The organism is Priestia sp. P1_B12_1, assembly GCF_056406695.1.
In genome coordinates, this window is the sequence record NZ_JBFTZR010000012.1 from 44504 (window position 1) to 69839 (window position 25336).

The 25336-nt window shown below is 35.6% G+C and carries 20 protein-coding genes; 14 read left to right on the plus strand and 6 right to left on the minus strand.

All coding sequences use genetic code 11. The features are described 5' to 3' along the window. Positions 1-185: 185 nt before the first annotated feature. Positions 186-410 carry a helix-turn-helix domain-containing protein gene (locus AC1D0Y_RS24790; RefSeq protein ID WP_061860358.1) on the plus strand — a complete coding sequence of 75 codons (225 nt, stop codon included), beginning with the start codon at positions 186-188 and terminating at the stop codon, positions 408-410. A gap of 301 nt (positions 411-711) precedes the next feature. Here AC1D0Y_RS24790 and AC1D0Y_RS24795 read toward each other — a convergent pair whose 3' ends face one another. From AC1D0Y_RS24795 to AC1D0Y_RS24805, 3 genes are read right to left on the minus strand one after another with little or no spacing between them, the layout of a single operon-like run. Beyond that, positions 712-1215 carry a hypothetical protein gene (locus AC1D0Y_RS24795; RefSeq protein WP_477708010.1) on the minus strand — a complete coding sequence of 168 codons (504 nt, stop codon included), beginning with the start codon at positions 1213-1215 and terminating at the stop codon, positions 712-714. After that, positions 1212-2207, minus strand: a complete 996-nt coding sequence (locus AC1D0Y_RS24800; RefSeq protein WP_477708011.1) for an FtsK/SpoIIIE domain-containing protein — start codon at positions 2205-2207, stop codon at positions 1212-1214. The genes AC1D0Y_RS24795 and AC1D0Y_RS24800 overlap by 4 nt, the downstream gene beginning before the upstream one ends. Positions 2208-2249: 42 nt before the next feature. After that, positions 2250-2549: a hypothetical protein gene (locus AC1D0Y_RS24805; protein ID WP_477708012.1), complete on the minus strand. Its 300-nt coding sequence runs from the start codon at positions 2547-2549 to the stop codon at positions 2250-2252. A gap of 519 nt (positions 2550-3068) precedes the next feature. Between AC1D0Y_RS24805 and AC1D0Y_RS24810 the strand changes: the two genes are divergently transcribed. The 4 genes from AC1D0Y_RS24810 (at position 3069) to AC1D0Y_RS24825 (ending at position 6755) form a co-directional block, all read left to right on the plus strand. After that, entirely contained in the window at positions 3069-4091 is a 1023-nt protein-coding gene (locus tag AC1D0Y_RS24810) for an ATP-binding cassette domain-containing protein (RefSeq protein WP_477708013.1), read from the plus strand. Beyond that, complete coding sequence (locus AC1D0Y_RS24815) at positions 4088-4903, plus strand: ABC transporter permease (RefSeq protein ID WP_477708014.1); 816 nt, start codon at positions 4088-4090, stop codon at positions 4901-4903. The genes AC1D0Y_RS24810 and AC1D0Y_RS24815 overlap by 4 nt, the downstream gene beginning before the upstream one ends. Before the next feature lie 101 nt (positions 4904-5004). After that, the gene (locus AC1D0Y_RS24820) at positions 5005-5691 is read left to right on the plus strand and encodes a response regulator transcription factor (protein ID WP_477708015.1); all 687 of its coding nucleotides are present in this window, start codon (positions 5005-5007) and stop codon (positions 5689-5691) included. After that, entirely contained in the window at positions 5688-6755 is a 1068-nt protein-coding gene (locus AC1D0Y_RS24825) for a sensor histidine kinase (RefSeq protein ID WP_477708016.1), read from the plus strand. Before AC1D0Y_RS24820 ends, AC1D0Y_RS24825 begins: the two co-directional genes overlap by 4 nt. Positions 6756-7105: 350 nt before the next feature. Here AC1D0Y_RS24825 and AC1D0Y_RS24830 read toward each other — a convergent pair whose 3' ends face one another. Both AC1D0Y_RS24830 and AC1D0Y_RS24835 read right to left on the minus strand, forming a co-directional pair. Then, entirely contained in the window at positions 7106-7582 is a 477-nt protein-coding gene (locus AC1D0Y_RS24830; RefSeq protein ID WP_477708017.1) for an N-acetyltransferase family protein, read from the minus strand. 180 nt (positions 7583-7762) lie between these two features. Further along, positions 7763-8632: an AraC family transcriptional regulator gene (locus AC1D0Y_RS24835; RefSeq protein WP_477708018.1), complete on the minus strand. Its 870-nt coding sequence runs from the start codon at positions 8630-8632 to the stop codon at positions 7763-7765. 184 nt (positions 8633-8816) lie between these two features. Between AC1D0Y_RS24835 and yicI the strand changes: the two genes are divergently transcribed. The 5 genes from yicI to AC1D0Y_RS24860 all read left to right on the plus strand — a co-directional run bounded on the left by yicI (position 8817) and on the right by AC1D0Y_RS24860 (position 18828). Beyond that, positions 8817-11141 carry an alpha-xylosidase gene (gene yicI, locus AC1D0Y_RS24840; protein WP_477708019.1) on the plus strand — a complete coding sequence of 775 codons (2325 nt, stop codon included), beginning with the start codon at positions 8817-8819 and terminating at the stop codon, positions 11139-11141. 81 nt (positions 11142-11222) lie between these two features. Further along, positions 11223-12593 (plus strand): glycoside-pentoside-hexuronide (GPH):cation symporter, encoded by a 1371-nt coding sequence (locus AC1D0Y_RS24845; protein ID WP_477708020.1) that lies wholly within the window; start codon positions 11223-11225, stop codon positions 12591-12593. A 413-nt stretch (positions 12594-13006) separates the two neighbouring features. After that, the gene (locus AC1D0Y_RS24850) at positions 13007-14275 is read left to right on the plus strand and encodes a helix-turn-helix domain-containing protein (protein ID WP_477708021.1); all 1269 of its coding nucleotides are present in this window, start codon (positions 13007-13009) and stop codon (positions 14273-14275) included. 34 nt (positions 14276-14309) lie between these two features. Next, positions 14310-14450, plus strand: a complete 141-nt coding sequence (locus tag AC1D0Y_RS24855) for a hypothetical protein (protein ID WP_477708022.1) — start codon at positions 14310-14312, stop codon at positions 14448-14450. Between the two features lie 205 nt (positions 14451-14655). Then, a complete protein-coding gene (locus AC1D0Y_RS24860) occupies positions 14656-18828 on the plus strand; it encodes a S8 family serine peptidase (RefSeq protein WP_477708023.1) in 4173 nt (1390 codons plus the stop codon). Between the two features lie 302 nt (positions 18829-19130). On the opposite strand, the gene AC1D0Y_RS24865 is transcribed toward AC1D0Y_RS24860, so the two are convergent. Further along, the gene (locus tag AC1D0Y_RS24865) at positions 19131-20147 is read right to left on the minus strand and encodes a LacI family DNA-binding transcriptional regulator (protein WP_477708037.1); all 1017 of its coding nucleotides are present in this window, start codon (positions 20145-20147) and stop codon (positions 19131-19133) included. Positions 20148-20504: 357 nt separating this feature from the next. On the opposite strand from AC1D0Y_RS24865, the gene AC1D0Y_RS24870 reads away from it, so the two are divergent. From AC1D0Y_RS24870 to AC1D0Y_RS24885, 4 genes are all read left to right on the plus strand, one after another. Next, positions 20505-22190: a sugar phosphorylase gene (locus AC1D0Y_RS24870; RefSeq protein ID WP_477708024.1), complete on the plus strand. Its 1686-nt coding sequence runs from the start codon at positions 20505-20507 to the stop codon at positions 22188-22190. Between the two features lie 12 nt (positions 22191-22202). Beyond that, on the plus strand, positions 22203-23501 hold the full coding sequence (locus AC1D0Y_RS24875; protein WP_477708025.1) for an ABC transporter substrate-binding protein: 1299 nt from the start codon (positions 22203-22205) through the stop codon (positions 23499-23501). Positions 23502-23605: 104 nt separating this feature from the next. Next, positions 23606-24487, plus strand: a complete 882-nt coding sequence (locus AC1D0Y_RS24880; protein WP_306386412.1) for a carbohydrate ABC transporter permease — start codon at positions 23606-23608, stop codon at positions 24485-24487. Beyond that, positions 24480-25328 (plus strand): carbohydrate ABC transporter permease, encoded by an 849-nt coding sequence (locus AC1D0Y_RS24885; protein WP_477708038.1) that lies wholly within the window; start codon positions 24480-24482, stop codon positions 25326-25328. The genes AC1D0Y_RS24880 and AC1D0Y_RS24885 overlap by 8 nt, the downstream gene beginning before the upstream one ends. The last annotated feature ends 8 nt before the right edge of the window (positions 25329-25336 follow it).

The window sequence follows — 25336 nt, forward strand, 5'->3', positions numbered from 1 at the left end:
CACTTTTGTTTATTATCTATTTCATAGCCATCGTAAGAGTTGGAGATTCCTTGTTAACTAACAGCTTTTATAACATCTTAATATAGTCTATGAATCTTTACCTGTCCAATATGTGTATTTTATTCTTCAAAATGAGTATTTTTCTTCTCATTTTAGGCAAATATACTTTTAGGAGGGTGATTTAAATGTTCGGACTGGGTAAAAAGAGAAGTAAGTTAGGTAAATTTCTTGATAAACATAGTATTACTACTACAGAATTTTCTAAAGCCTGTGGAGTTAGTCGAAAGACAATAGGTATAGTTTGTAATGACAAAAATTACATTCCCCGACAAGATATAATAAAGAAGATCTTAAAAACAGTCCGTAGAATAGATAGTAGTGCTAAAATAAATGATTTTTGGGATATATAAATAGATAGAGATAATGTTAATTACATATTGATTATTATTTATCTATTAAATAATTCAAAACCTAACTAATTAAGTTAGGCTTTGAATAGCAGCTTAATTTGAAGACATAAGGTCATGTTAAGTTGATTGTTATTCCACTAGAAGAAGTGTTGGATTTTACTTTTGCATCATGCTGCTTATTGGGACTTTTATATTCCTTCATCAATTCATGAATACTTGCCACTTGAATAATTCGGAGATGATCTGAAGACACTGCATAGCGAATAGGCGTAACCATGATAACGGAAGGGAATATGGCTGCTCAATTCTCTGGCTGCCAATGCAACGTTTTCCACTCATCTGAAAAGAAATACGCCTCATATAAATTAATCTTCGCTTGCATTTTCTGATCTGAATACTGATTTCGTTGAATTTCAATCCAAAACGGAGATCCTTTAAAGATACAAAAGAGATCGGGTTCAATGCCTTCTTTTCGTCCAGTGGGCTTATCTTCGACAATCACCTGTTTAGGTGCACTATACGTACACATTTGTTTATAGATTTCCAAGATAGAAAGGAAATGTAGTATTTTTTGAGAGTTCTTTTTAATCTTCGCGTCTACGGGCAAGTAAACCGTCGGAGAATACTGTTGTGTGCGTTCAATGAGCCCTAATCGATATAAACGTACCATCACGCTATTACATGCATTAATAGGCGATTTCAGCTGTTTAAAGAACAGGTCAACTAATGAGTCGCGATCTACAGCCCGAAATTGATTGATAAATCCTATGATGTCTTTATCACGCTGAGATAACCGAAAGCTCATCGCTGTTCCTCCTTCTCTAATAAACCAAAGATGGACTGTGGTACGACCCCTAGGTCAGGTTCAGGATCTTTTATGCGTGTTTTATAAGGAGAAAGCATTTCCTTACAAGCTCCTTCATCTAAGAAATAAGCTTGAAACTCTTTGACCTCATCAATTTTAATTTTCATGCGCCCTCTGGCTGCAGCATCAATTTCTTCGGCGCCAATTACTCCGGCTACTTTCGCATTTATCGCATCTGCCTGCCTTCCAGAGATCCGAACCCGTAAGTTTGCTTTGAGTGCTGAATTCAACAAATCGGCATCGGGACGCTGCATCGCAATAATCGTATGAACACCTAACGCACGACCTTGGCTGGCAAACTGTTGGATCATCTCTACGAGATCGGTTTCTCTCTTCACGATGGACATTTCATCAATGACCAAAACGATACGAGGTAGCTTAAACGGAAGCCTGCTGATATGCGTCACCCCATGCTCTAACAATAAATCGGCTCGTTTGAGATCGACTAATATCAACCGAAGATCGTCAGGCGATGTATATTTCACCCATGTTGTGAGGATAACCCGCATGAGACTGCTCTTTCCGGCTCCAATTTCGCCAGAAATCAGTAACGTTTCTAAATCAGCAAAATCCCATGAAACGGGGTTTCCATAGATATCTTGACCAATGCATACCGGAAGCTCCATTTTCTCAATATGAGGATGAATGGCATCATACCTATAATCGAGCATCTTAGGTAGGCTTTTGTGATGAACGATAATACTAAAGTTCTTTAAGCTGCCGTTTATTTCGATATTACTGCCTAATACTTGTCGTAATGCCCACCTTTTTTTCGTTAAATGCTCAGGATCGATCCCATTTAGTAAGGAAAAGGCGTACCGCGTATAGGTGAGGTGATGATCGATTTGATGAATTTTCGGAAACAGATAGGAGGTATGGTCTCCACGTTTCACCACCCGGTAAATCTCTGCCGTACGAAACGCCTTAATCAACTGGCCACGCAATTTTAGTTTTTCAAACATCAATATTCCTCCTTAAAACATAAAGGTCGCAAAAAAATAAAATAAGGCCCCATAAAAGGTGACAGGCAGGATAAACCGCATCACTTTCGCAAACTGGTCAGAAAGATCGATGACACCCCATCGCTCTAATATTCGTTCGATGATAGCAATCCCTAAGACAATGCCTCCTATGGTTAGAATAGTGGGGTCAAGCATGGCAAGTGGACTAAATGGGACAAAGGAATATGCCTTGAATGGACGAGGTTTTGTGGAGGGCTTAAAGGATGGTTGATGGAGGAAGTTTTGAAAACCAATATCGTGTGTTTTTCTCATGCTGGTACCTTCCTTCATTCTTTAATTTTTTTGTCTTTCAGGTATGAATAATTTCAGCTCACCGCATCCGGTCGCCCCCTTCGCCTCTTCGGCTCAGCTCCCTTACAGGTTTCAACAAGGGCTTCACTAGGCGTATACAGCTTGTATTAACGCGGTAGCGATACTGAACTAGATACTGATTAGGTAACGGAGTTATAATTCTTTAGATACTATGTAGCTATAGCAGTAAGCTTGCCTGTCCAATCGGAAAATAAAAAATACCTCTTACTGCAGTAGGTAAAGGGTAAGTAGTGATGTAACATGTGCTTGGCTTTTGTATGCTGGGGGTTTGACTACTGGGTTTTATTTTTCATGAAATGGACAAGGAACCAAAGGGTGCGCGAGTGAAAAGATATGGAAAGTTTAGATAACATCTGACCCCTCTACCTTATCTGGATTGATTTATAGTTTACATTGAGTTTACATATATAATTTATGATCTTTATATAATCAATTGCAGATAAAAAGGGAGGATTTTCATTGAATTACATTTCTAACAGAAAATTAGTTATAGAAAATAGAAACTGGGCAGTGGAAGCGCATGGATTGGTCAAAACATTTGGAGATAACCGTGCAGTTGATGGAGTAAATTTAAACGTTGGTACTGGTATGATTTATGGTGTACTTGGACCGAATGGAGCAGGGAAGACGACTACGATTAGAATGCTGGCAACATTGCTTAAGGCAGATGCTGGTTCAGCACGGATTTTTGGATATGATGTGGTGAAGGAGCCGCAGCTTGTTCGTCATTTAATCGGCGTGACAGGCCAGTATGCCTCTGTCGACGAGTCTCTCAGTGCTACCGAGAATCTAATTATCTTTTCTCGACTATTAGGTCTAGGGCGTACGGATGCAAAGCGTAAGGCGATGGACTTACTAGAGGAGTTTGGTTTAACAGAAGCAGCAAAACGTCCCTTGAAAAATTTCTCAGGTGGTATGCGTCGCCGACTAGACTTAGCTGCAAGTCTAATTGCCCAACCCCCACTTATATTTTTAGATGAGCCGACTACTGGACTAGATCCACGAACACGTAATCAAATGTGGGATACGATTCGGCGATTAGTAAATGGAGGATCAACGGTACTATTAACAACGCAGTATCTCCAAGAGGCAGATGAACTAGCTGATCGAATTGCTGTTATCGATCGTGGTAAAGTGGTTGCGGAAGGTACAGTGAATGAATTAAAAGAATCAGTCGGCTCATCATCCTTACATTTAAGCATTCAAGACGAACAAGATATGCAGGAAGCTCGCTTAATTGTTGAGCGAGTTCTTAATACCCAGTCGGCGGTTCCTATGGAAGGTGGAAAAATTATGGCTCCAATGGCAGATGCGGATCGGGTAACGGACTTGTTAATCACGCTTAGAGGGGCTGGTATTCGCCTGTCAGAGTTAAGTGTGCAAAAACCAACCTTAGATGAAGTTTTTCTATCTATCACTGGTTCAAAGGAAGATGCATCAAGCATTTCTAATAACTCTACTAAAGAGGAGGGGTTAGCATGAGTGGCACCACAATAAAATCAGTCAATGAAAGAAAGCTTCGTAATAAATCGGGCTTTCGGCAAGTAGTAAGGAATTCGTTAACAATGGCTTATAGAGGTCTGCTTAAAATTAGACGCACACCTGAGCAATTATTTGACGTTACTCTGCAACCCATTATCTTTACTCTCATGTTTACCTATATCTTCGGAGGGGCTATTTCTGGAAATGTACAAAACTATTTGCCTGTCATTATTCCAGGGATCCTCGTCCAGACTGTGATTACAACCTCTGTTGTTACAGGTGTACAGTTACGAGAGGATATGGATAAAGGGGTATTCGATCGATTTAAGTCACTGCCTATTGCACGTATAGCTCCTTTGGCGGGAGCTTTGCTAGCTGACACAATTCGGTATACGATTGCTACGATACTTACATTTACCATGGGATATATCATGGGATATCGTCCTGAAGGTGGCTTAGGCTTTGTAATCCTTGCTGGTCTTCTTGTGATTGTCTGTTCTTGGGCTATGAGCTGGATTTTTGCTTTCTTCGGTGTCATTTCGAGAACTGCTTCAAGTGTACAAGGGATCTCAATGATTATCCTATTTCCACTTACGTTTCTCTCTAATGCGTTTGTACCAGCCAATACGATGCCTGAGTTGCTTCAATGGTTTGTAAAAATTAATCCAATTTCTCACCTTGTTACAGCCGTAAGGGATCTAACCAATTCTGGTACAATGGGCTGGGACCTTACAATCTCCCTCCTTGGAGCAACAGTAATCGTAGTTTTCTTTGCACCAATTACCGTACGGGCGTATATGCGACGGGCGTAGTTATCAAAAAGCCGTGATAGTGTAAACTAAAGATAATTCAACATTAAGAACTGCCTATTGTTTTGGCGGTTCTCATTATTTTTAAAAAAGGAAGGAACAACATGGCAAAAATATTAATTGTAGACGATGACCCGTATATTCGGGAATTAATACAAGTCATTCTATCTAAAGAAGGCCTAGGCTTATCAATTTTAGAGGCGGCAGATGGGGAAGCTGCGTTATTATTACTTGAAAAAAATAAGGTGGATTTAATAATACTGGATATTATGATGCCTAATATGGACGGATGGACATTTTGCCATGAGGTAAGAACCTATTATGCTGATACACTGCCCATCTTAATGTTGACAGCAAAAGGTGAGATAACTCAAAAAGTGAAAGGGTTTGAACTCGGCGCAGATGACTATTTAGTAAAGCCGTTCGCTCCAGCTGAACTAGTAGCTAGGGTAAAAGCACTTCTAAAACGTTATCAAATTATCCTTTCGAATCAAATTAATATTGGAAATGTAATTATCGATCGTGAATTTTATAAAGTATCTATGGGAAACGAGGAAATTACTTTGCCTTTAAAAGAATTTGAATTATTGTTTAAGCTAGCGACACATCCAAAGAAAACTTTTTCTAGGGAACAATTAATTGAAGATCTTTGGGGAGTTGATTATGAGGGGGTTGAACGAACGGTGGATGTTCACATTAATCGTTTGCGTCAACGATTCTCTCATGAGGAAAGTCCTTTTAAAATTACTACGATTCGCGGACTCGGTTATCGTTTGGAGGTAAAACATTGAATCTTCCTGAAAGGATAAAACGAATAGGAGGAATCCTTGCTGTCATTATTTTTTTATTTTTATGCTGGTCCTTAGCTTATTGGTTAACATTATGGTTCTACAATAAGGTGAATATTAATCCGCATGAATTTATCAGGCTGCTAATTAGCTCTTTTTTAGGATTTTTCATTTTTGGATGTTTTATATCTATTATGACAAAGGTTCCCTGGGTAAAATCTAGACAAGATAAATTTCTGTATCCCATGATTCAGGCAATGAAAATGATAGCCGAAGGAAACTTTAATATAGATCTTTCTTTTTACGGAAATCAATGTCGTAAAAAAAACGATGATCATCCATATTACCAGATTATAAATAGTATTAGTCACATGGCTGAAAAATTAGGCGAAATGGAAGAAATGCGCCAGGAATTTATCTCAAATGTGTCGCATGAAATCCAGTCTCCATTAACCTCAATCAGTGGTTTCGCACATACTTTGAAGGATGAGGATTTGAGCCCAGAAGAACGTAAACATTATCTACAGATTATCGAAATGGAAAGTATTAGACTATCAAAATTGAGTGAAAATCTATTAAAACTTACTTCTCTTGAGTCTGGACATTTACCTTTGGAACGAAAAAAGTATCGATTAGATCATCAGCTTCGTCGCATTATTCTTGCCAATGAACCACAGTGGACTGAAAAAGAAATAAACATGGATATTTCGCTTGAAAACGTAACGGTTACTGCTGATGAAGACATGATGGATCAAGTCTGGATCAATTTAATTCATAATAGTATTAAATTCACGCCAGAAGGAGGTACCATCAAAGTTAAGGCGTTTAAGTCAAATGAAGATAGCTTAACTGTAGAAATAAGGGATACGGGTATTGGTATGGAAAAAGAGACAATGATGCATATTTTTGAGCGTTTTTATAAAGCAGATCGATCTCGAAATCGGAATGCTGGGGGCAACGGTCTTGGCCTTTCCATTGTCAAAAAAATTATTGATTTACACAAAGGTGAAATCCAAGTGCAAAGTGAAGTTGGAAAAGGAACTGAAATAACCGTTACTTTAAGGTGATTTTAAGCAGAAGCTACAAATGATTCGTTGGGTACTATGTAGCTTCTCAAATAACACCAAAAAGCACAACTATATATTGTAGTTTGTGTTTTTTTATTAATGGCTCACTATTCCAAAGTGACTATAGGGTTAAATATTATATAATGGGATAAATATAATCTCTATCCGCCCTATAATATCTATAAAGATTTAGAAAGGTTAATATATCTTACGTAAATTTAAACTTATTTCACGTAAAATCTTTTTTTACCAATGCAGCTATAAATGGGAAAAATCGATAAAAATATCTTTATCTTTTCTATCCGGTAATGAAAGGACATTTATGTTTTCTTATTAAAGATATACATCCGTTAATTTAATATAATCTCCATTTTTCTACTCTTTGTCTTCATGCCAATTGACTCATAAAATTCAATTGCGTAAGGATTTTTCTCTGATACCCCTAATTCAATACTATCAACTTTTCGGCTTCGTCCAAAATCAAAAATATACTTCATAAGTCTTTTTCCTATCCCCTTATTTCTCTGTGCTTCAGCAATACATAAACTATTTATAAATAGTATCTTTCTTGCTTTCACAAATGAATTTTCAGTTATTTCTTCTTCCTTCATTACAACGACTCCAACTATTTCATTACCAATGGTAGCCGCAAAAATGTGCTGTTTGACATCATTTAGCTGACTTTTAAAGAACTCTTCACTTATAGGAGTGGCATTCTCTCTGTACAAATCTGGTCTTTCGCAAACGTGTAACTCATGAACTTGCCTGAATAAAGCTAATAAAGATTCGTAATCACCTTTATTAGCTTTTCGAATAGATATATCCATATTTTTCTCCTACCTCTCAATAATTGTTTAACACGTAACTACCCTTTGTAATCTTTTAAGCTATCTCTTCCTCCAGTTAGCTCAATAAGCCTTCCTCTACACTCTGATTATCTGGTCCTTTAACGGAACGACTCTACGTCAGCTGATTCACAAATAAAACATAATGAAATCGAATAATTTCTATTTTATATTCCGAAATTGAGATGGTGTATATTTCTTCTGTTTTTTAAAAGTTTTAATGAAATAACTTGGACTATCAAATCCGACTTCCATAGATATGTCAATAATCTTTTTATCTGTTTCTTTTAATAAAGCTGACGCTTTATTCACTCGAATTACATTAATATATTCAATAGGTGTCATATTTACTATTGATTTAAAAAAACGACTAAAGTGCCCTTCACTCATATTTAAAAGAGAGGAAAGATGAGGAATCGTGATCTTTTCATAAAAATGCTCTTCAATGTATTCTAAAACTTGTTTTAACCTATTTAATTTCCCTTCATCATTAGATTTTTTATTAAAGACTAAATAGTTATTTTTTATCATCAAAGATAGTATTAAAAGAAGGCGTGCCTTAATATTCAGTTCAAAAGCTGAATCTTTATCTTTATATTCATCTATAATGCATGCTAAAGATTCAATTATTGAGCGTTTCCATACTGATTCACTTTTAATTGCTGAAGGAGGATTTACGCCTGGCTGCTTTAGCAAATCAATATAATTTCTTTGGATTCTGTCATATGTAAAGCTGCTTAATAGGGCGTCACTAAAAACAATAGCATATAAAGTAAAAGGATCATTTGTTAACGGGTAGGCTGCATGAAGCTGTCCCTTTGGGATGTAAATAGCCTCTCCAGCATTTAATTCGTTATAAGAAGTTCCAATTTGGACCGAAATTTTACCTTTCTTTAAAAAGATAAATTCCAATTCTTTATGCCAATGATAATGGATAATTGCGTCTCCATCTAAATAATCTACCATATAAACTTTAAAAGGAAACATTGTGTGGCCATGCACTCGTTCCTCAAGAAATTGATCTTTTTCCACTTTCCTCTCTCCCTTTAAAACAAAAAAAATAAACATTTATCTTATGTTTTAACTATATCAGGATTGTTATATAAAATAGCAGAAAAAGATGAGAAAAACTTAAAATAAATCATTATCATATTATGTATAAAGATATAAAATTTCTGTTGAAATCAGTTTATTTCTTACATAAGGAGAGGTTGTTATGAAATTTAGCAATGGCTGTTGGTTAGATAAAGAAGGAGTTACACTAAAGTATCCAGCAGAAGCGTATGATGTAGAAGTTGCAGAAGAGAACATAACTATTTATGCCCCATTTGAACGTATTGTACATAGAGGTAAAACTCTGGATGATGGCATGATGACTGTACAATTATCATCTCCTTTAGAAGATGTTATAAAAGTAAGAATATATCATCATATTGGAAAACAAAATGTAGGTCCTCACTATAAAATATACAAGAAAAATGAAAGGGCTCTCACGATTAAAGATCTCGAAGATCAGCTAATATTCTCAAGCGGTGACCTTCACGCTAAAATCAATAAGAAAGATAAGTGGAATGTATCTTTTTCCAACAGCGAAAAAACGCTGACTGTGAGTGGAAATAAAGGAATGAGCTATATTACAACGGATCATAATGAAAATTATGTAAGGGAACAGTTGTCACTGGATATAGGTGAATTAATTTATGGTTTAGGAGAACGCTTTGGCTCGTTTATAAAAAATGGACAAACCATTGATATTTGGAATGAAGATGGTGGCACAGGGAGCGAGCAGGCATACAAAAATATTCCTCTTTATATTAGCAATAAAGGCTATGGTGTATTTGTTAATCACCCTGAAAAAGTTTCCTTTGAAATAGGTTCAGAAAAAGTATCAAAAGTTCAATTTAGCGTGGAGGGAGAATACTTAGAGTATTTCATAATAAACGGACCTACTTTAAAAGAGGTTTTAATGAGATACACTACACTAACTGGTAAACCAAGTTTACCACCAGCGTGGTCATTTGGATTATGGCTAAGTACCTCTTTTACCACAAACTATGATGAAGAGACGGTAAATAGCTTTATAGATGGAATGGTTGAAAGAGACATTCCGTTGGATGTATTCCATTTTGACTGTTTCTGGATGAAGGAATTTGAATGGTGTAATTTCACATGGGATGAACGGGTATTTCCTGAACCTCAACAAATGTTAAATCGCTTAAAAGATAAAGGTTTGAAAATCTGCCTATGGATAAACCCTTATATTGGACAAAAATCACCTTTGTTTAATGAAGCAATGGAAAAGGGATATTTGCTTAAAAGGACTGATGGAAGTGTTTGGCAATGGGATAAGTGGCAGGCGGGACTGGGCATTGTAGATTTTACAAATCCAGACGCTTGCAAGTGGTTTCAAAGCAAGCTAGAAGTACTCATTGATATGGGAATAGACTCCTTTAAGACGGACTTTGGGGAAAGAATCCCAATTGATGTTAGCTACTTCGATGGTTCTGATCCCCAAAAAATGCATAACTATTATTCTTATTTATATAATAAAGTTGTTTTTGAGTTATTGCAAAGGAAGCTAGGTAAACAACAGGCTGCTGTATTTGCTCGTTCTGCAGCAGTTGGAAGTCAACAATTCCCAGTTCACTGGGGAGGAGATTGCTGGTCAACCTATCCTTCAATGGCGGAAACACTACGTGGAGGGTTATCTTTTAGTTTATCTGGATTTAGCTACTGGAGTCATGATATTGCAGGGTTTGAACATGGAGCCACACCAGACTTGTATAAACGCTGGACTCAATTTGGTTTGCTCTCGTCTCATAGCCGTTACCATGGAAATACAGAATATAAAGTTCCTTGGATATACGATGAAGAAGCAGTGGATGTCACTCGGAAATTCACCAAATTAAAGTGTAGTTTAATGCCATATCTTTATCAAAGTGCTTGCCAAGCATCAATGACTGGTATACCAATGATGAGGCCTATGATTCTAGAGTTTACAGATGATGAAACATGTCACTATTTAGATAGACAGTATATGTTGGGGGAGAGGCTCTTAATTGCTCCGATTTTTAATGAATTAGGTAATGTAAACTACTATCTTCCAAAGGGAAAATGGACAAACTTTTTAACAAACCAACTAGTTACGGGGGAAAAATGGCATAAAGAAAAGCATAGTTATATGACATTGCCACTAATGGTGAAAGAAAATTCCATTATACCAGTTGGATCTATTGACTATAAAGCAGAATACGACTATACACATAACCTTACCTTTCATGTATTTGAATTAGAAGAAGACGGAAATGCTAAAGCCGACGTACATGACATCAGTGGAGAGAAGGTAGCAAGCATAAAAGGTCGGCGAAAAGATAATGTACTGGTGTTTAAAACACAGGGGATAACAAGCACATACAACATTTTATTGCGTAACGTATACAATACAAAGACTTCTCTTGAGAATGTAACTTTAATAGAAGGACAAGGTACACTTATTAGTACTGATAGTAATTTGGTACAAATAGAATTGACTAACTATTAATGCGAGAAAGAAAAGAATTAAAACTCTTTTCTTTCTCACTTGATCTTAAATTATAGAACATTTGAAAGAGTGGGATAATAGATGAGTAAAAATCAAGTGGGTTGGAAAGAAAGAATTAGCTATGGTTTGAGTGATACTGCCTGTAATTTAGTATTTCAAGTTATTGGTACGTATTTAATGTTTTTTTATACAGATGTATTTGGATTAAGCATGGCAGCAGTAGGGACATTGTTTCTTGTAGCTAGAATTATAGATGCATTAGATGCACCAATTTTCGGAATTTTGATTGATCGAACAAGTACTAAGTGGGGGAAAAGCCGTCCATTCTTTCTATGGTTAGCCATCCCCTTTGGAATAATGGCTACTCTTACTTTCTTCACCCCTGATTTAAGCAATAATGGGAAGTTAATATATGCGTATATCACATATATTTCTGTAGGAATTATTTATTCAGGTGTAAACGTTCCTATTACATCTATTCTTCCAAGCTTATCTAGTAACCCACAAGAGCGAACAGTTCTTGGAACAGTTCGCTCTATAGGGGGACAAATAGGTGCCATTGTTGTAACGATAGCAACTTTGCCTTTTGTAAGCGCTTTAGGTAGAGGTGATGATCAAAAGGGTTTTTTCTGGACTATGCTTATCTTTTCAATTTTTAGTATAGCTATGTTGTTGATAACATTTAAAAATACAGAAGAACGCGTTATTATACCTGGAAAAACAGTGGTTCCATTTAAAGAGGGGATAAAAGCTGTAAGAGGAAATGTCCCATGGTTTATTATGATATTTTTAAATTTTATTTATTGGATGGGACAAACTATCAAAAATCAGACGACAGTATACTATTTTGCTAACAATATAGGAAATACGAAGTTAATACCAATTATGATGAGCTTTAACTTTGTTGCTCTTTTTAGTTTGCTTTTAACACCGATATTTTCTAGAAAAATAGGAAAGAAAAACACTATGGTTCTCGGACTGGTAATAGGAGTAGTAGGACAAATTATAATGGGTATTGGAGGTAAATTAACTAGTGTGTCCTTGATCATGACAGGAAATATTATAGGTACTTTTGGAACCGGATTTATTTTAGGGTTAATTTCGGTCATGCTTGCTGATACAGTAGATTATGGTGAATGGAAAAATAATGTACGCGCGGCAGGTTTACTAACTTCAGCTTCCAGTTTTGGAGCAAAGTTTGGCATGGGTATTGCTGGAGCACTAACAGCTGCCATTTTATCTGCAGGAGGATATGTTGCAAACCAAAAACAAACGACTTCTGCCTTACATGCTATTGAATTCAACTTTATTTGGCTTCCTATTATTTGCAGCGTTTTAGGGGTTTTCGCATTACTTTTTCATAAATTTGATAAACTAGAAAAACAAATTATTACGGATTTAAATAATAAAAGAAAGGTCTTTAAAAATGAGGAAAATAGTAAGATTGTATAATTTCTTAAACTAACCTGTAAGTTGTAAGGGAAGCAATTATTATTTAGCTGCTGTGCCAATATTGTATGACTTAAGCTGTAAAAGAGGGAAAATATGATTGAATTAAAAAAGAGGGGGGGTTTTACCTTCTCTTTTTACTGTATAACATTTAAATCCTTTGATGTTACATTTTTTTACTTTATATCCTTATAAATATATTGAAAATAAAAGAACCTAGAAAGAAAATGAATATTATTATCATAAACAAGTAAATCATAAGTTTTTTTCAAAAATAGGGCAAAAAGGCACATTAATTAATAATAATATTAACAAGTATAATGATACGTAGAGAGTACATATAAAAGAGGACTTTAAGAACATCTAATGGTTATTACATGATGTTAAATTCCTCTGTTAAAAGGCCGGGATGAACTATGAATACAGCTATATATCAAGAAATTCAACAACATATGGAACGGAATAACTGGAACAAAACAGAGCTTTCTAGAAAATCAGGTATCCATATTAGTGAGATTAGTAGAATTCTTAACCATAAGCAGCCTCTTTCCCTGCACAATTTAGACGCGATGACTCGTGCTTTTGGATTATCCGATGGAGAACTTTATGCTTATTATGTTGAAGAATGCTTGAACGAGGGAAGCCACGTCGACAAGCGTAGAAGTACACAATATTTATACAAATGTGCAGATAAAGGATATGAAAAGCATGCACAGGATTTAATTAATTTAATGATGGAAGAAAACTCTAAAAAAGTAAGAAAGAAAAACATATCCTATATCTTTACTGTTGCTGAAGAACTTTTTCGATCAGGAAAAGGGACGCAGGCCCTTCCCCTCTACGAGGCAGTGATTGAAAACGATTCTGAACGCTTTTCAGAAAAAGTGGCTGTTAGCTATTTTAGAAGATTTTATATTGTAAGAATGACAGATAAAGGTCAGTATGCCCTTACTCATGTATTAGATAAATTAGCCTATATGCCTTTTGAGATTAGAAAAGAAGCATATATGTGGATCATGGCAGACTACTACCGACGTGAAGACTGGAGACAGGTGCTAAATTACGCCGAAAAATTAAAACAATTGACAGATGAAGACGAATATTATGGCCGGGCTATAATGTACAAGAGTTTCGCCTTGGCAAAATTAGGATTTTCCCTTGAAGAAGTACTAGATCTTATTGAGCAATACGCAAAGATAAATGAATATTTTTCGGATACTGCTGTTGGAAATCGTTATGTTGCTCTACTAGATTTTGGGCAGTTAGAATATGTCGATGATTATCTCCTATGGTTAGAAAATAGAGACGATTTGTTTGTTGGTTTGCCCAAAATCTTGGAGACCTACGTTCATCTAAATAGAATTAATGATGCAAAACGTCTGATTGAAAGGTTTACAGATGTTATTGAAGATATGGCTACTAGTAAGGAACCATGGCTGAAAGAAAAAAAGAATTTAGATTTTCGTTACGCCTATGCTTTGTATCTATGTAAAAGCCATCAAGTGGAAGAAGGTTTGAATCAACTGTTAGAAGTAGCAGACTTATCTAATAGAATAGGAAACTTAGAAAGACTTAAAAAATGTTTGTTATCTTTTTGGAGGTATAGACTCCATGCTTCACTACAACATGAGGAGAAATATATTCAATTATTATCAGGTTCAGCAACTATTGTCAAGTCTTCTTAAAGATCAGTAAGGCAGATTCAATTGGAGTTAGGACATGGATAAAAAAGAATTTTTCAAAGAGATTGATTTTATTACTTTTTATCTGAATTCTAAATTCATTCTGGGTTTTATAGAAAATAGTGATATTTTCACAATTAAAAATATAGATCTCAGCACCTGGAGTTCAAGCAAATAACATTTATAAGGTATCCGAATGGATTCATTCGGATACCTTTTTTGTCTACAGTCAGGAGAGAGAGCTATTATACTCTCTATTTTTTTACAAACTATGAGGCGTTCTAATAAATAAAAATAAAATTTGATGAAATTTTTCAAAAGTTATATTCTATCAAATTCTAATAAAATAGTAACAGACAGATTGGAAAGAAGGGAAACGACAGATGAAAATGAGGATTATTAAAAAGGTTACCACATTTGCACTTTTTACAGGTTTAATATGCAGTACAGTAGCGCCGGCATCATTTCCGCATAAAGTTTTTGCAGAGTCAAATTCAGGTATTGAACAAGTACTGGCAAACCTTACGCCTAAGCAGAGACAAGCTATTAAACAATTACAAACAGGTGATCGAGGAGGGCTTCAACTATCTCCTAACGTCAATCAAGATAGTAAGGATTCCATTTCCGTCATTGTCGAGTTTAAGGATAAGCCTCAAAAGACCGCCGTGTTGGAGGCGGCAATAGGAGGGAAATCCCTATCCGAAAAAGAGGCAAAAGAAAAAGTAGATTCATCCCATGAAAAATTTCAAAACGATCTACAGACAATCTTTAAAGACGAGTTAAAAGAAAAGAAAACGCCGTACAAAATTAAACATTCATACAAGCGATCATTTAATGGTGTAGCAATGAATATCCCTGCTAACAAAGCTAAGGCACTTCTTTCTTCTAAGTCGGTAAAAACCGTTTGGAGTGATATGGAAGTAAATATTGAACCGCCAGTCACGGAAGAAGAATCTAAGCAAGAGACAGAAACACACCACACTATGGTTACATTTCCTGGAATCGAAAAACTCCATGAAGAGGGATTTACGGGAAAAGGTGTAAAGGTTGGAATTCTTGATACAGGAATTGACTATAATCACCCAGATTTAAAAGATGTCTTTAAAGGGGGATATGATTTTGTAGATAACGATAAGGACCCAATGGAAACAACGTATGATGATTGGAAAAAATCTGGGAAACCAGAGGTAGATGGAAGTGGAACGTATTATACCGAGCATGGAACTCATGTGGCAGGTATTATTGCTGGACAAGGAAAAAATAATAAAGATTTATCGATTACAGGTGTGGCGCCAGATGCCGATATCTATTCGTATCGTGTGTTAGGGGCTTACGGTAGTGGTAGTACAAGTGCTATTTTAGCGGGAATTGATCAAGCGGTTGCAGATGGTATGGATGTGATTAACATGTCGCTTGGTGCAGACTACAATGATCCATTGTATGTGACCAGTATTGCTGTTAATAACGCTGTACTAGCAGGAGTAACCGCAGTAGTGTCAGCAGGAAATTCAGGAAACCAAATGTATACACTTGGTTCACCCGGTACCTCACCATTAGCACTTACAGTTGGGGCCAACGATACCTCTGTCACAATCCCAACATTTAAGGGAACACTACACGCTGATAAAAACGTTTCAGCAGACTTAAAGCTGGTTGTCAAAGGGTTTAATGATAAAATTGAAGAGTTTAGGGGGCAGGATCTCCCTATTGTGGATGTAGGAGATGGTGCTTTATCCAATTACACAAACAAAGATGTAAAGGGAAAACTTGTCCTTGTGGCTCGCGGTGTATATTCTTTGGACACAATAAAAGGTACTGCTAAGGAGCAAGGGGCTAAGGCTGTTCTTTTATATAACACAAATCCTCCATTACAAGATGTATATTTAGGAGAAGGATATAGCTCTATTCCTGTTTTTTCTTTAAATAATGAACAGGGAACGGTCATTAAGAAATCATTACCTTCTAATAGTCCAACGTTCTCTTTTGATGAGATGAGTCAAGAGAAGACTGGTGGAGATGTATTAGCTGACTTCAGTTCTCGTGGTCCTTCCCGCGTCTTATATGAAATTAAGCCGGAAGTAACCGCACCAGGGGTTTCTGTCTTCTCCACTGTACCGTCTTATATGCATGGGAAAGACCAGATAGGAAATTACCAATATGCCTATGAACGTTTATCTGGTACCTCCATGGCTGCGCCAAATGTTACGGGAGTATCAGCACTTTTAAAACAAGCTGATCCGAGAATGACGCCTGATGAAATTAAGACGCGGCTTATGAACACAGCTGATTCATTAAATGGAGAGTATAGCGTATATGAAGAAGGCGCAGGGCGTGTGAATCCGTACAAAGCGATTCATGCTCAAACAGACATTCAAGTCAAGGAAAAAACGATAACAGTCCGTAGTAATAAAGAGGCAGACACCCTTGCAGATAAAGGGATTCAAGTGGTTAAAGAGAATACTGGTGCTCTTAACTTTGGTGCAGAGTCTGTAACTGGACAAGATTTAAAAGAGACCCACTCTGTTACGCTCTTTAACAATAGCAAAAAAGCGAAAACATACGAAGTGAAAGTTCAATTCCATACATTAAAAGAAAGGTTTTCCAATGATTCTTCTCATATAGCCAACGATGCCGCATCTAATGGAGTTACTCTAATGACTGATAAAACGATTGAAGTAAAGGCAGGTAAGAAGAAAAAAACTGATGTGACGATGATCGTTCCAAGTAAGGCGAAACTAGGAAACTATGAAGGCTATGTGATATATACGAATAAAAATAATTCAGATGAAACGTATCGAGTGCCATTTGGCATCCATACCATGAAAGAGGGCGTAGACCATATTGCAGCAAGTCCAGCAGCGTTTACCGTAGCAAATGAGGCAGGGTATAGCGGATTAAACTGGTCAGTTGCTCTTATGTTCCAGTTAAAATCACATATGCGTTCGTTAGATTTATTCCTTGTCGATCCAAAGACAAATAAAGAATTTGGATTCTTAGGTTCCTTTGACGGCATGGGAGCAGATGAGAATATTGAATATCGTATTGGCGGTGCTATGAATGAAGGGATTTACTACCCGTTAACGGGGGATCCGGATCAACCAATTGCGTACGATACGGCGCAAATTAAGCCAGGAGTGTACAAATTTAAATTAGTAGGGACAAATGATGAAGGGAAAACCTTTAGCTCAGAATCACCGGTTTACTTTAGCGTTACCCAGCCAAAACTCGATCTCAATTTAGATTCAGGTGTATATGAATTTAATTCCAATCATCCAACAGTACCATTAACAGGTTCTGTCTATGACCCAGGTGTGGAAGAAATGAAAGCTGCCGGTATGAATGTATCTCAAGCAGATAATAAATTTGTTTATCAGCTTGGCAGGTTCGGTAATCAAGTTCCAGTAGATGCTGCTGGAAACTTTACAACAGAACTTACGCTTGACCCAAGTGTATCAGTGCTTCCGGTATCCATGTATGCAGAAAATAAGGCAACTGTTAGAAACTACTCTACTGATAAAAGCGTATACTTTGTAAAACAAGGTACACAATACGGTGCAGCTATTCCAAATAAAACTTCAGTAAAAGCAGGGGATATGGTGACATATACCTTATCATTAAACAATGTGAAAAACATGAAAAAGACCGTATATTCTTTTGAGGATTCACTCTCATCAGAAGCTGACCTGGTTAGTATTAAACCCCATGCATCATTAAATGGAAAAATAGATATTAAGGCAGAGGCTAAGGATTTATCAGGAAATGGAAAGGTTATACAAAGGACAATCGCTGCAATATTAACCGACGAAACAGTACAAACTGGAAATTCCGATAAGGTTCAGATGGTAGACATTACGTACAAATTGAAAAATGACACTGCCGTTAAACTACTGAATTTGGGACAATTCAAGGCATCGTTCACCAACGGAGATGATACAATGACTACACCAGTTAGTATGAGTATTCCCGTTCATGTGGAAAGAACCTACTCCGTTTTGAAGTCATGGGTTTATCCAGAAGCATTTAAGGTCCCGTTTCCTTGGCTAGATGAGCCGCAATCAACTATTGATTATGTAAAAGCGGGTGCAAAAGTGAAGGTAGCAGATGATTCAGGTAAAGAGTATTCAAGCACGCTTGGAAACGGCGGGGCACTTGGTTATGCTTTCCAATCTAAATTACCACTTACGGATAAACCTTTTACATTGGAGATTAGTATGCCAGGACACTTCACAGTGAAGAGAACCTTTACTGTTGGTTTGAAAGAAAAGGGTGAAATAAAACCTTTTACAGAAGCAATCTATAATAAATATGCGCCCGCGGGTGAAGTGAACAATGATAACGTAATTGACGTGAAAGACGCACTTTACATTCAGTCTTACTGGAACACAAGCAAACGCGAAGCCGATATTAACTTTGATGGCGTAGTAGACGAAAAGGATATGCAGTATGTGATAAATAATTACTTGATGCAAAACCCTTGGATGGACAATGCTCCAAAACCAGTGAAAACATATAAAGGGCAAACATTAGAAAGTGTATTAAAAAACCTTGGAATTTAACAGGTGATAAGAACAACAATCGAAAAGATTGTTGTTCTTGTACATAGATTATAACTTTGTAATAGGCGAAAAGCACATTAATTATTTTACTTAATCTTATCTTATTCTTTAAATCAAATGCAGAGTGAGATATGGAAACCGAGAAGGCTTTAGAGGGATTTTATATATCTAATATTAATAATAAGATGATTGATAAAGCAGTACAGAAGTATTCCAAGTTCTTATTAAACTTTGTCTTTTAGTTGATTAAGGTCATAATAATTAAAAAGACAGTTATTTTTTAATAACTGTCTTTTTAATTATTATTTTATATTTGATACAGAATCTTGATCTATTATCCTTGTAGCAATGATGTTGTGCATATGTATCTCTTGTTTTTTGATTTTAGTAAAAAGGGAATCTATTGCAGCTTCAGCTAATTTTTCGACAGGGATTTCTACAGTTGTAAGAGAGGGAGACAGAAAAGGTGAAAAACTAGAATTACTATATCCTACAATTGATAAATCTTTAGGAATCGTTATCCCGTTCTCAGCTGCTGCTTTATATATACCCATCACTTTTAAATCATCCGTTGCTAGTACTGCTGTAGGTTTTTTATTATTCGAAAATAATTTTATAGCTGATTTGTATGCACTGTCAGTTGTATAGCCACAATCTATTACCCATTCTTCTCTCGCAGTTATTCCGTAATCATTCATACAAGCTTTATAACCTTCCAAACGATCAATTGATACATGGTAATTAAGCGAAGAATGCAAGCAGGCTATATCTTGATGACCATATTTTATTAAGTGTTCAGTTAATCTATAACTATCCCTAAAATTATCAGTATCAACAGAGATGATATTGTTGTACTGTCCCTCTACTTTTCCAATGACGACTATTGGTATATTAAATACATCAAGTTTCTCAAAAAACTCTTCGTTAGCAGGAGAACTTAGCATGATAATTCCTTTAGCCATCTTTTCTTTGATTTTGGTAATACATTTATCAAACTCATCCTTACCATTCTTAGAAGTTTGTAAAATCACATCGAAATTTTCATTTTCAGCTCTCTTAGAAATGGTGTGAATAACCTCTGAAAAGAAAGGGTTATGATTAGTTGTACTAGAAGAGCGAGATACGATCATTATTGCATCAAATCCATTAGAAAGGCCTCTAGCTAGCTTACTTGGTTGATAATTTAATTCCTCAATAGCGTTTAGCACTCTTTGTCGAGCATTTTCCGAAATATTACTTTGGTTATTTAAGACACGAGATACAGTTGACTTTGAAACATTTGCAACGCGGGCTATATCGTAAATTGTATGCACAAGTATCCTTCTCCTTTATAAAAATAGTTTATATATTAATTGCACTAATTATTTTATTAAAAAAACATTTTAATGTCATAAATATTATGATTGCGTTTACATTGTATAGGGAGCGATATAGGGTAAATTATAGTTATGATTAATAGTTGCCGCAATACAAATGTTCAAATTATGGAAGCCTAATAAATCATTTATCTGATTTTTATTTATTAAAACATAAGTTGACAGAAAAAAATAAATATACTATATTTACTTCAATGGGAGCGGTACCAAAAATAATTATACTATTTTTTTGGATTATATGTAAACGTTATCAAAAAATTTTGCTTTGTTTTGGGAGCGGTACCAAAAGGGGAGGAACTCATGGAGATTATAAAGAAAAGGCTTCAATTTATTTACGAAAATGAAAATATTGATTTGCTACTATCAAAAGTAGAAGAAAGCATTATTAATATGAAGGCTAAAAATCTTAAGAAGAGAAAACAGAACTGGGATGAAAAAGATGTTGTATTAATTACATATGGTGATCAATTTTACGTGAAAAATGAACTCACACTAAAAACCTTTAAGAAAATGTATGAACAATATTTAAGTGAAGAGTTCCCTGTAGTACATATACTTCCTTTTTATCCATATTCATCTGACGATGGTTTCTCTGTGATAGATTATAAAAAAGTGAACCCACATATGGGAGACTGGAATGAAATAAGGGATTTAGCTTCATCAGCGAGATTAATGTTTGATGATGTCTGCAATCATATTTCAGCAAAAAGTGAGTGGTTTCAAGAATATTTAAAAGGAAACCCTGAATATAGGAACTTCTTCATAGAAATGGATCCAGAATACGATTTAAGTGCAGTTACAAGACCTCGGGCTACTCCTGTATTAACAAAATTCAGGCTAGAAAATAATGAAGAAAGATACATTTGGACAACATTCAGTGAAGATCAGATTGATATAAATTTTAGTAACCAAGAAGTCCTACTGAAGATGATTGACATATTGCTATTTTATATAGAACAAGGTGCGGAGTATATCAGATTAGATGCAATAGGTTTCATGTGGAAAGAAGTTGGTACATCATGCATCCATCATGAAAAAACGCATGAAATCGTAAAATTGTTTAGAGATATTGTAGATATAGTTGCGAAGGGAACAGTTATTATAACGGAGACAAACGTTCCACACAAAGATAATATTTCTTATCTAGGAAACGGCACTGATGAAGCTCATATGGTTTATCAGTTTCCATTACCTCCATTAGTATTACATGCTATTCATAACGGGAATGGAAGCGCTCTCTCTAATTGGGCAAAACATTTACCATCTACTGATATCAGTACAACCTTTTTTAATTTTCTAGCTTCTCATGATGGAATTGGCCTAAATCCAATTCGAGGTATTATACCAGAACCAGAAATTCTTGAAATGGTAGAAGACCTAGAAGAAGAGGGAGCCTTAGTAAACTATAAGAAAAACCCGGATGGAACTGAAAGTCCTTACGAAATTAATGTAACTTATATGGATGCACTAAACAAGCGATTAGATAAAGACTCAACGCGAGTAGATAGGTTTTTATTAGCTCATTCTATTCTTTTAACATTACCTGGTGTACCTGCTGTATACGTTCAAAGCATATTAGGCTCTCGAAATGATTACGAAGGTGTTGCAAAAACAGGAATGAACCGTTCCATTAACAGAAAAAAATACAGCTATAATGAAATAGAAAAAGAACTTACAGATGTTAACTCTTTGAGACATTCTATATTTACAGAATTAACAAAGATCATTCAGATTCGTAAGACGGAACCTTTGTTTCACCCAAATGTAGATTTAGATGTAATTGATCTAGGAGAAGAATTATTTGCATTTAAGCGTACAAATACAAAAAGTGAAAGTATATATGTTCTTCATAACCTAACAAATCATACGACTGTCTGCAGGCTAGAAGGTAAATATCAAGATATCCTTACTAAGGAACAAAAAGAATATAGTGAAACTATTTCATTAGATCCTTATCAATTCCTTTGGTTGAAACCATTGAATTAGGAGGGGAATCAAATGATAAAAAAGGGCTTAAGCTTATTAATTATTATACTATTACTTACTTTAGTTACTGGATGTGGGAGTAATAACGGAAGCGAAGATAGAGAAACAACTATACGTTTCATGCATTCTTCTGTCGAACAAGAACGTTTAGCAGTAATTAATAAATTAGTTGAAAAATTCGAAAAGGAAAACCCAACTATTAAGATAAAGCAAATTCCAGTGCAAGAAGACAGTTTCAATACCAAAGTCGTGACCCTAGCTAGTGCTGGAGAATTACCTGAAGTTATTGAGGTAGGACAAGATTACGCTAAGGTAATGGACCAAGATCAACTTATTGATAAGAATGCAGTGGAAAGGGCTATTAATAAATCAGGTAAAAATAATTACTATGAAGGCGCTTTAAATTTAGTGAAAACAGAAGATGGGAAGAACTATACTGGTTTACCGATAAGTGGATGGGTTCAGGGGATTTGGTATAACAAAGAAATGCTTGCGTCAAAAGGATTTGACGAGCCTAAAAATTGGAATGAGGTAATGGAAATTGCTAAGGCTTTTACAGATGGTAAGCACAAGAAATATGGTATTGCCTTACCAACGGCCGAAAGCACCATGTCTGAACAATCATTTTCACAATTTGCATTGTCTAATGGTGCAAATATATTAAACGCCAAAGGGGATTTAAATCTAAACTCAACTAAGATGAAAGAATCCTTATCTTATTATAAAAAACTGGCTCACTATACGATGCCTGGGTCAAACGATACTACAGAAATTAAAGATGCCTTTATGAATGGCACTGTTCCTATGGCAATCTATTCAACTTATATATTGCCTGCTGTTTACCAAGAAGGAAACGCAGATAATATAGGATTTGCTATTCCTACTCAAGAAAAAACATCAGTTTTTGGAACAGTATCTGCTTTAACAGTATCTTCAGGTTTAGAGAATAAAGAAAAGAAAGCAGCTGAAAAGTTCCTAGAGTTTATGTCTAAGCCTGAAAATACAACAAATTGGGTTCTTATGTCTCCTGGAGGGGCACAACCCGTCAATAAAAAAGTAACAGAGAATAAAGATTATCAATCTAATAAAGTAGTAAAATCGTTTGGCAACTTATCAAATGAAATTGCAGCTTCTTTTAATAAAATTCAAGCATTCGGCTTAGTAGATGGAAAAAACTTCTCTAAAACAGCCAATATTACAAGTTCTGGGGCACTCCCTAGATTAGTAAATGAAACGACGGTTGGAAACAAGAAAGTAAAAGATGAACTCCAAAAAGCTGAAACAGCTATTCAAGGCGCTTTAGAAAATTAAAAAAGTACTTCAAGGGAGTATTTACTTAATTGCTCTCTTGATCTTATGTAAGCTTCCTTAGAAGCGTTACTGATACAATTATACTTTTTATGGAGGAGAGTCTCATGCAGATAAAAACTAGAGAGAAATCAGATTCAAAATTAGCATGGACATTGCTTTTGCCAAGTATCTTCTTACTACTCTTATTAGTTGCATATCCAATGGTTTCTAACGTTCAAATTAGCTTTTTTGACCAGCCGGTTAATGCTCGTTTAAGTGCCACGCTAGTAGGGCTAGAAAATTATAAAGATATTCTTACAGACGTAGAATTCTTTAAATCATTAGGGATAACTATTCTATACACAGTTCTTGCTGTGGGGGGGAGTACAGCTGTAGGTTTGGCTGTTGCACTTTTTTTTAATCGTCCATTCAAATTTCGTAAGACCGCACGTTCTTTAATCATCTTGTCTTATGTTACACCTTCTATATCACTCGTTTTTGCATGGAAGTACATGTTTAATAACGGGTACGGTATTGTTAATTTCTTTGGGGGCGACGTTTTACATTTGTTTGATAAAGCTCCTCTTTGGTTTGATAATCCTGTTAGTAGCTTTATTTTAGTCGTACTTTTCGCTATATGGAGATATTTCCCGTATGCTTTCATTTCTTTTCTAGCTATTCTTCAAACAGTGGATAATACGTTATACGAAGCAGCAGAAATAGACGGAGCCTCATTATGGGATAAATTTAAAATCGTTACACTACCTGCAATAATGCCCGTTCTTTTAACGGTTGTAACCCTACGTTCCATCTGGCTATTCTACATGTTTACAGACGTTTATCTTCTAACTAATAAAGTAAACATACTTGGAATTTACTTGTATCAAACAGCTTTTGCTTTTAATGATCTTGGCAAAGCTTCGTCAATATCAGTAATTCTGTTTATCATTCTTTTTATCGCTATCATGATAGCAAGAAAGCGAGTGAACTTAAATGGCAATGGCTAGTAGCAAACAACACAAAGTAATAAAGTCAGTAGCATTTTATTTGGGACTTCTATCTATATTAGTGATTTCCCTCTTCCCTTTCTTTATTATGCTAATGACATCATTTAAAAGCTCAAAAGAAGCAGTAAATACAAGTCCAACGCTTTTCCCAAAGGATTGGACTTTCCAACATTACTTGGACATTTTTAATCCAGATATCTTCCCATATCTTTCATATTTTAAAAATAGTTTAAGTATTGCTCTATTTGCATCTATTCTCTCTGTATTAATTGGCATTTTTGGTGCCTATGCTCTATCTAGGTTGAAGTTTAAAGGGCGAATCGTTATTAATTCAAGTTTTTATACAGTCTATATGTTCTCAGGAATCTTACTAGTTGTACCTTTATTTAAGATAATTTCAGGTCTAGGTTTATATGATACCAAAGCATCATTGATCATTACGATGATTGTACAAACGCTTCCCACAGCCATTTTTATGTTGAAAAGTTACTTTGATACAATTCCGGGTGATCTTGAAGAAGCCGCAATGATTGATGGATTAAACCGTATACAAATTATTTTCTATATTGTTATCCCATTAGCCTTTTCAGGAATTATGTCGGTATTCGTTTACTCTTTTATGATTGCATGGAATGATTACTTATTTGCATCTATTTTCTTATCAGATTCAGCCAATTTTACACTACCAATTGGGCTAAATACATTGTTCAGTACACCAGATTACGTCTGGGGAAGAATGATGGCAGCATCACTAGTAACTGCATTGCCAGTCGTTATTATGTATGCTATCTCCGAAAGGTTTATTAAAGGTAATGTAACTGAAGGCGGCGTAAAAGGATAAATCTATTT

Coding starts and splice junctions, on each gene's coding strand:
- AC1D0Y_RS24845 (WP_477708020.1), top strand. CDS start 11,223: ATGAGTAAAAATCAAGTGGGTTGGAAAGAAAGAATTAGCTATGGTTTG.
- AC1D0Y_RS24860 (WP_477708023.1), top strand. CDS start 14,656: ATGAAAATGAGGATTATTAAAAAGGTTACCACATTTGCACTTTTTACA.
- AC1D0Y_RS24815 (WP_477708014.1), top strand. CDS start 4,088: ATGAGTGGCACCACAATAAAATCAGTCAATGAAAGAAAGCTTCGTAAT.
- AC1D0Y_RS24830 (WP_477708017.1), bottom strand. CDS start 7,582: ATGGATATATCTATTCGAAAAGCTAATAAAGGTGATTACGAATCTTTA.
- AC1D0Y_RS24850 (WP_477708021.1), top strand. CDS start 13,007: ATGAATACAGCTATATATCAAGAAATTCAACAACATATGGAACGGAAT.
- yicI (WP_477708019.1), top strand. CDS start 8,817: ATGAAATTTAGCAATGGCTGTTGGTTAGATAAAGAAGGAGTTACACTA.
- AC1D0Y_RS24880 (WP_306386412.1), top strand. CDS start 23,606: ATGCAGATAAAAACTAGAGAGAAATCAGATTCAAAATTAGCATGGACA.
- AC1D0Y_RS24820 (WP_477708015.1), top strand. CDS start 5,005: ATGGCAAAAATATTAATTGTAGACGATGACCCGTATATTCGGGAATTA.
- AC1D0Y_RS24875 (WP_477708025.1), top strand. CDS start 22,203: ATGATAAAAAAGGGCTTAAGCTTATTAATTATTATACTATTACTTACT.
- AC1D0Y_RS24790 (WP_061860358.1), top strand. CDS start 186: ATGTTCGGACTGGGTAAAAAGAGAAGTAAGTTAGGTAAATTTCTTGAT.
- AC1D0Y_RS24805 (WP_477708012.1), bottom strand. CDS start 2,549: ATGAGAAAAACACACGATATTGGTTTTCAAAACTTCCTCCATCAACCA.
- AC1D0Y_RS24855 (WP_477708022.1), top strand. CDS start 14,310: ATGGATAAAAAAGAATTTTTCAAAGAGATTGATTTTATTACTTTTTAT.
- AC1D0Y_RS24885 (WP_477708038.1), top strand. CDS start 24,480: ATGGCTAGTAGCAAACAACACAAAGTAATAAAGTCAGTAGCATTTTAT.
- AC1D0Y_RS24795 (WP_477708010.1), bottom strand. CDS start 1,215: ATGAGCTTTCGGTTATCTCAGCGTGATAAAGACATCATAGGATTTATC.
- AC1D0Y_RS24870 (WP_477708024.1), top strand. CDS start 20,505: ATGGAGATTATAAAGAAAAGGCTTCAATTTATTTACGAAAATGAAAAT.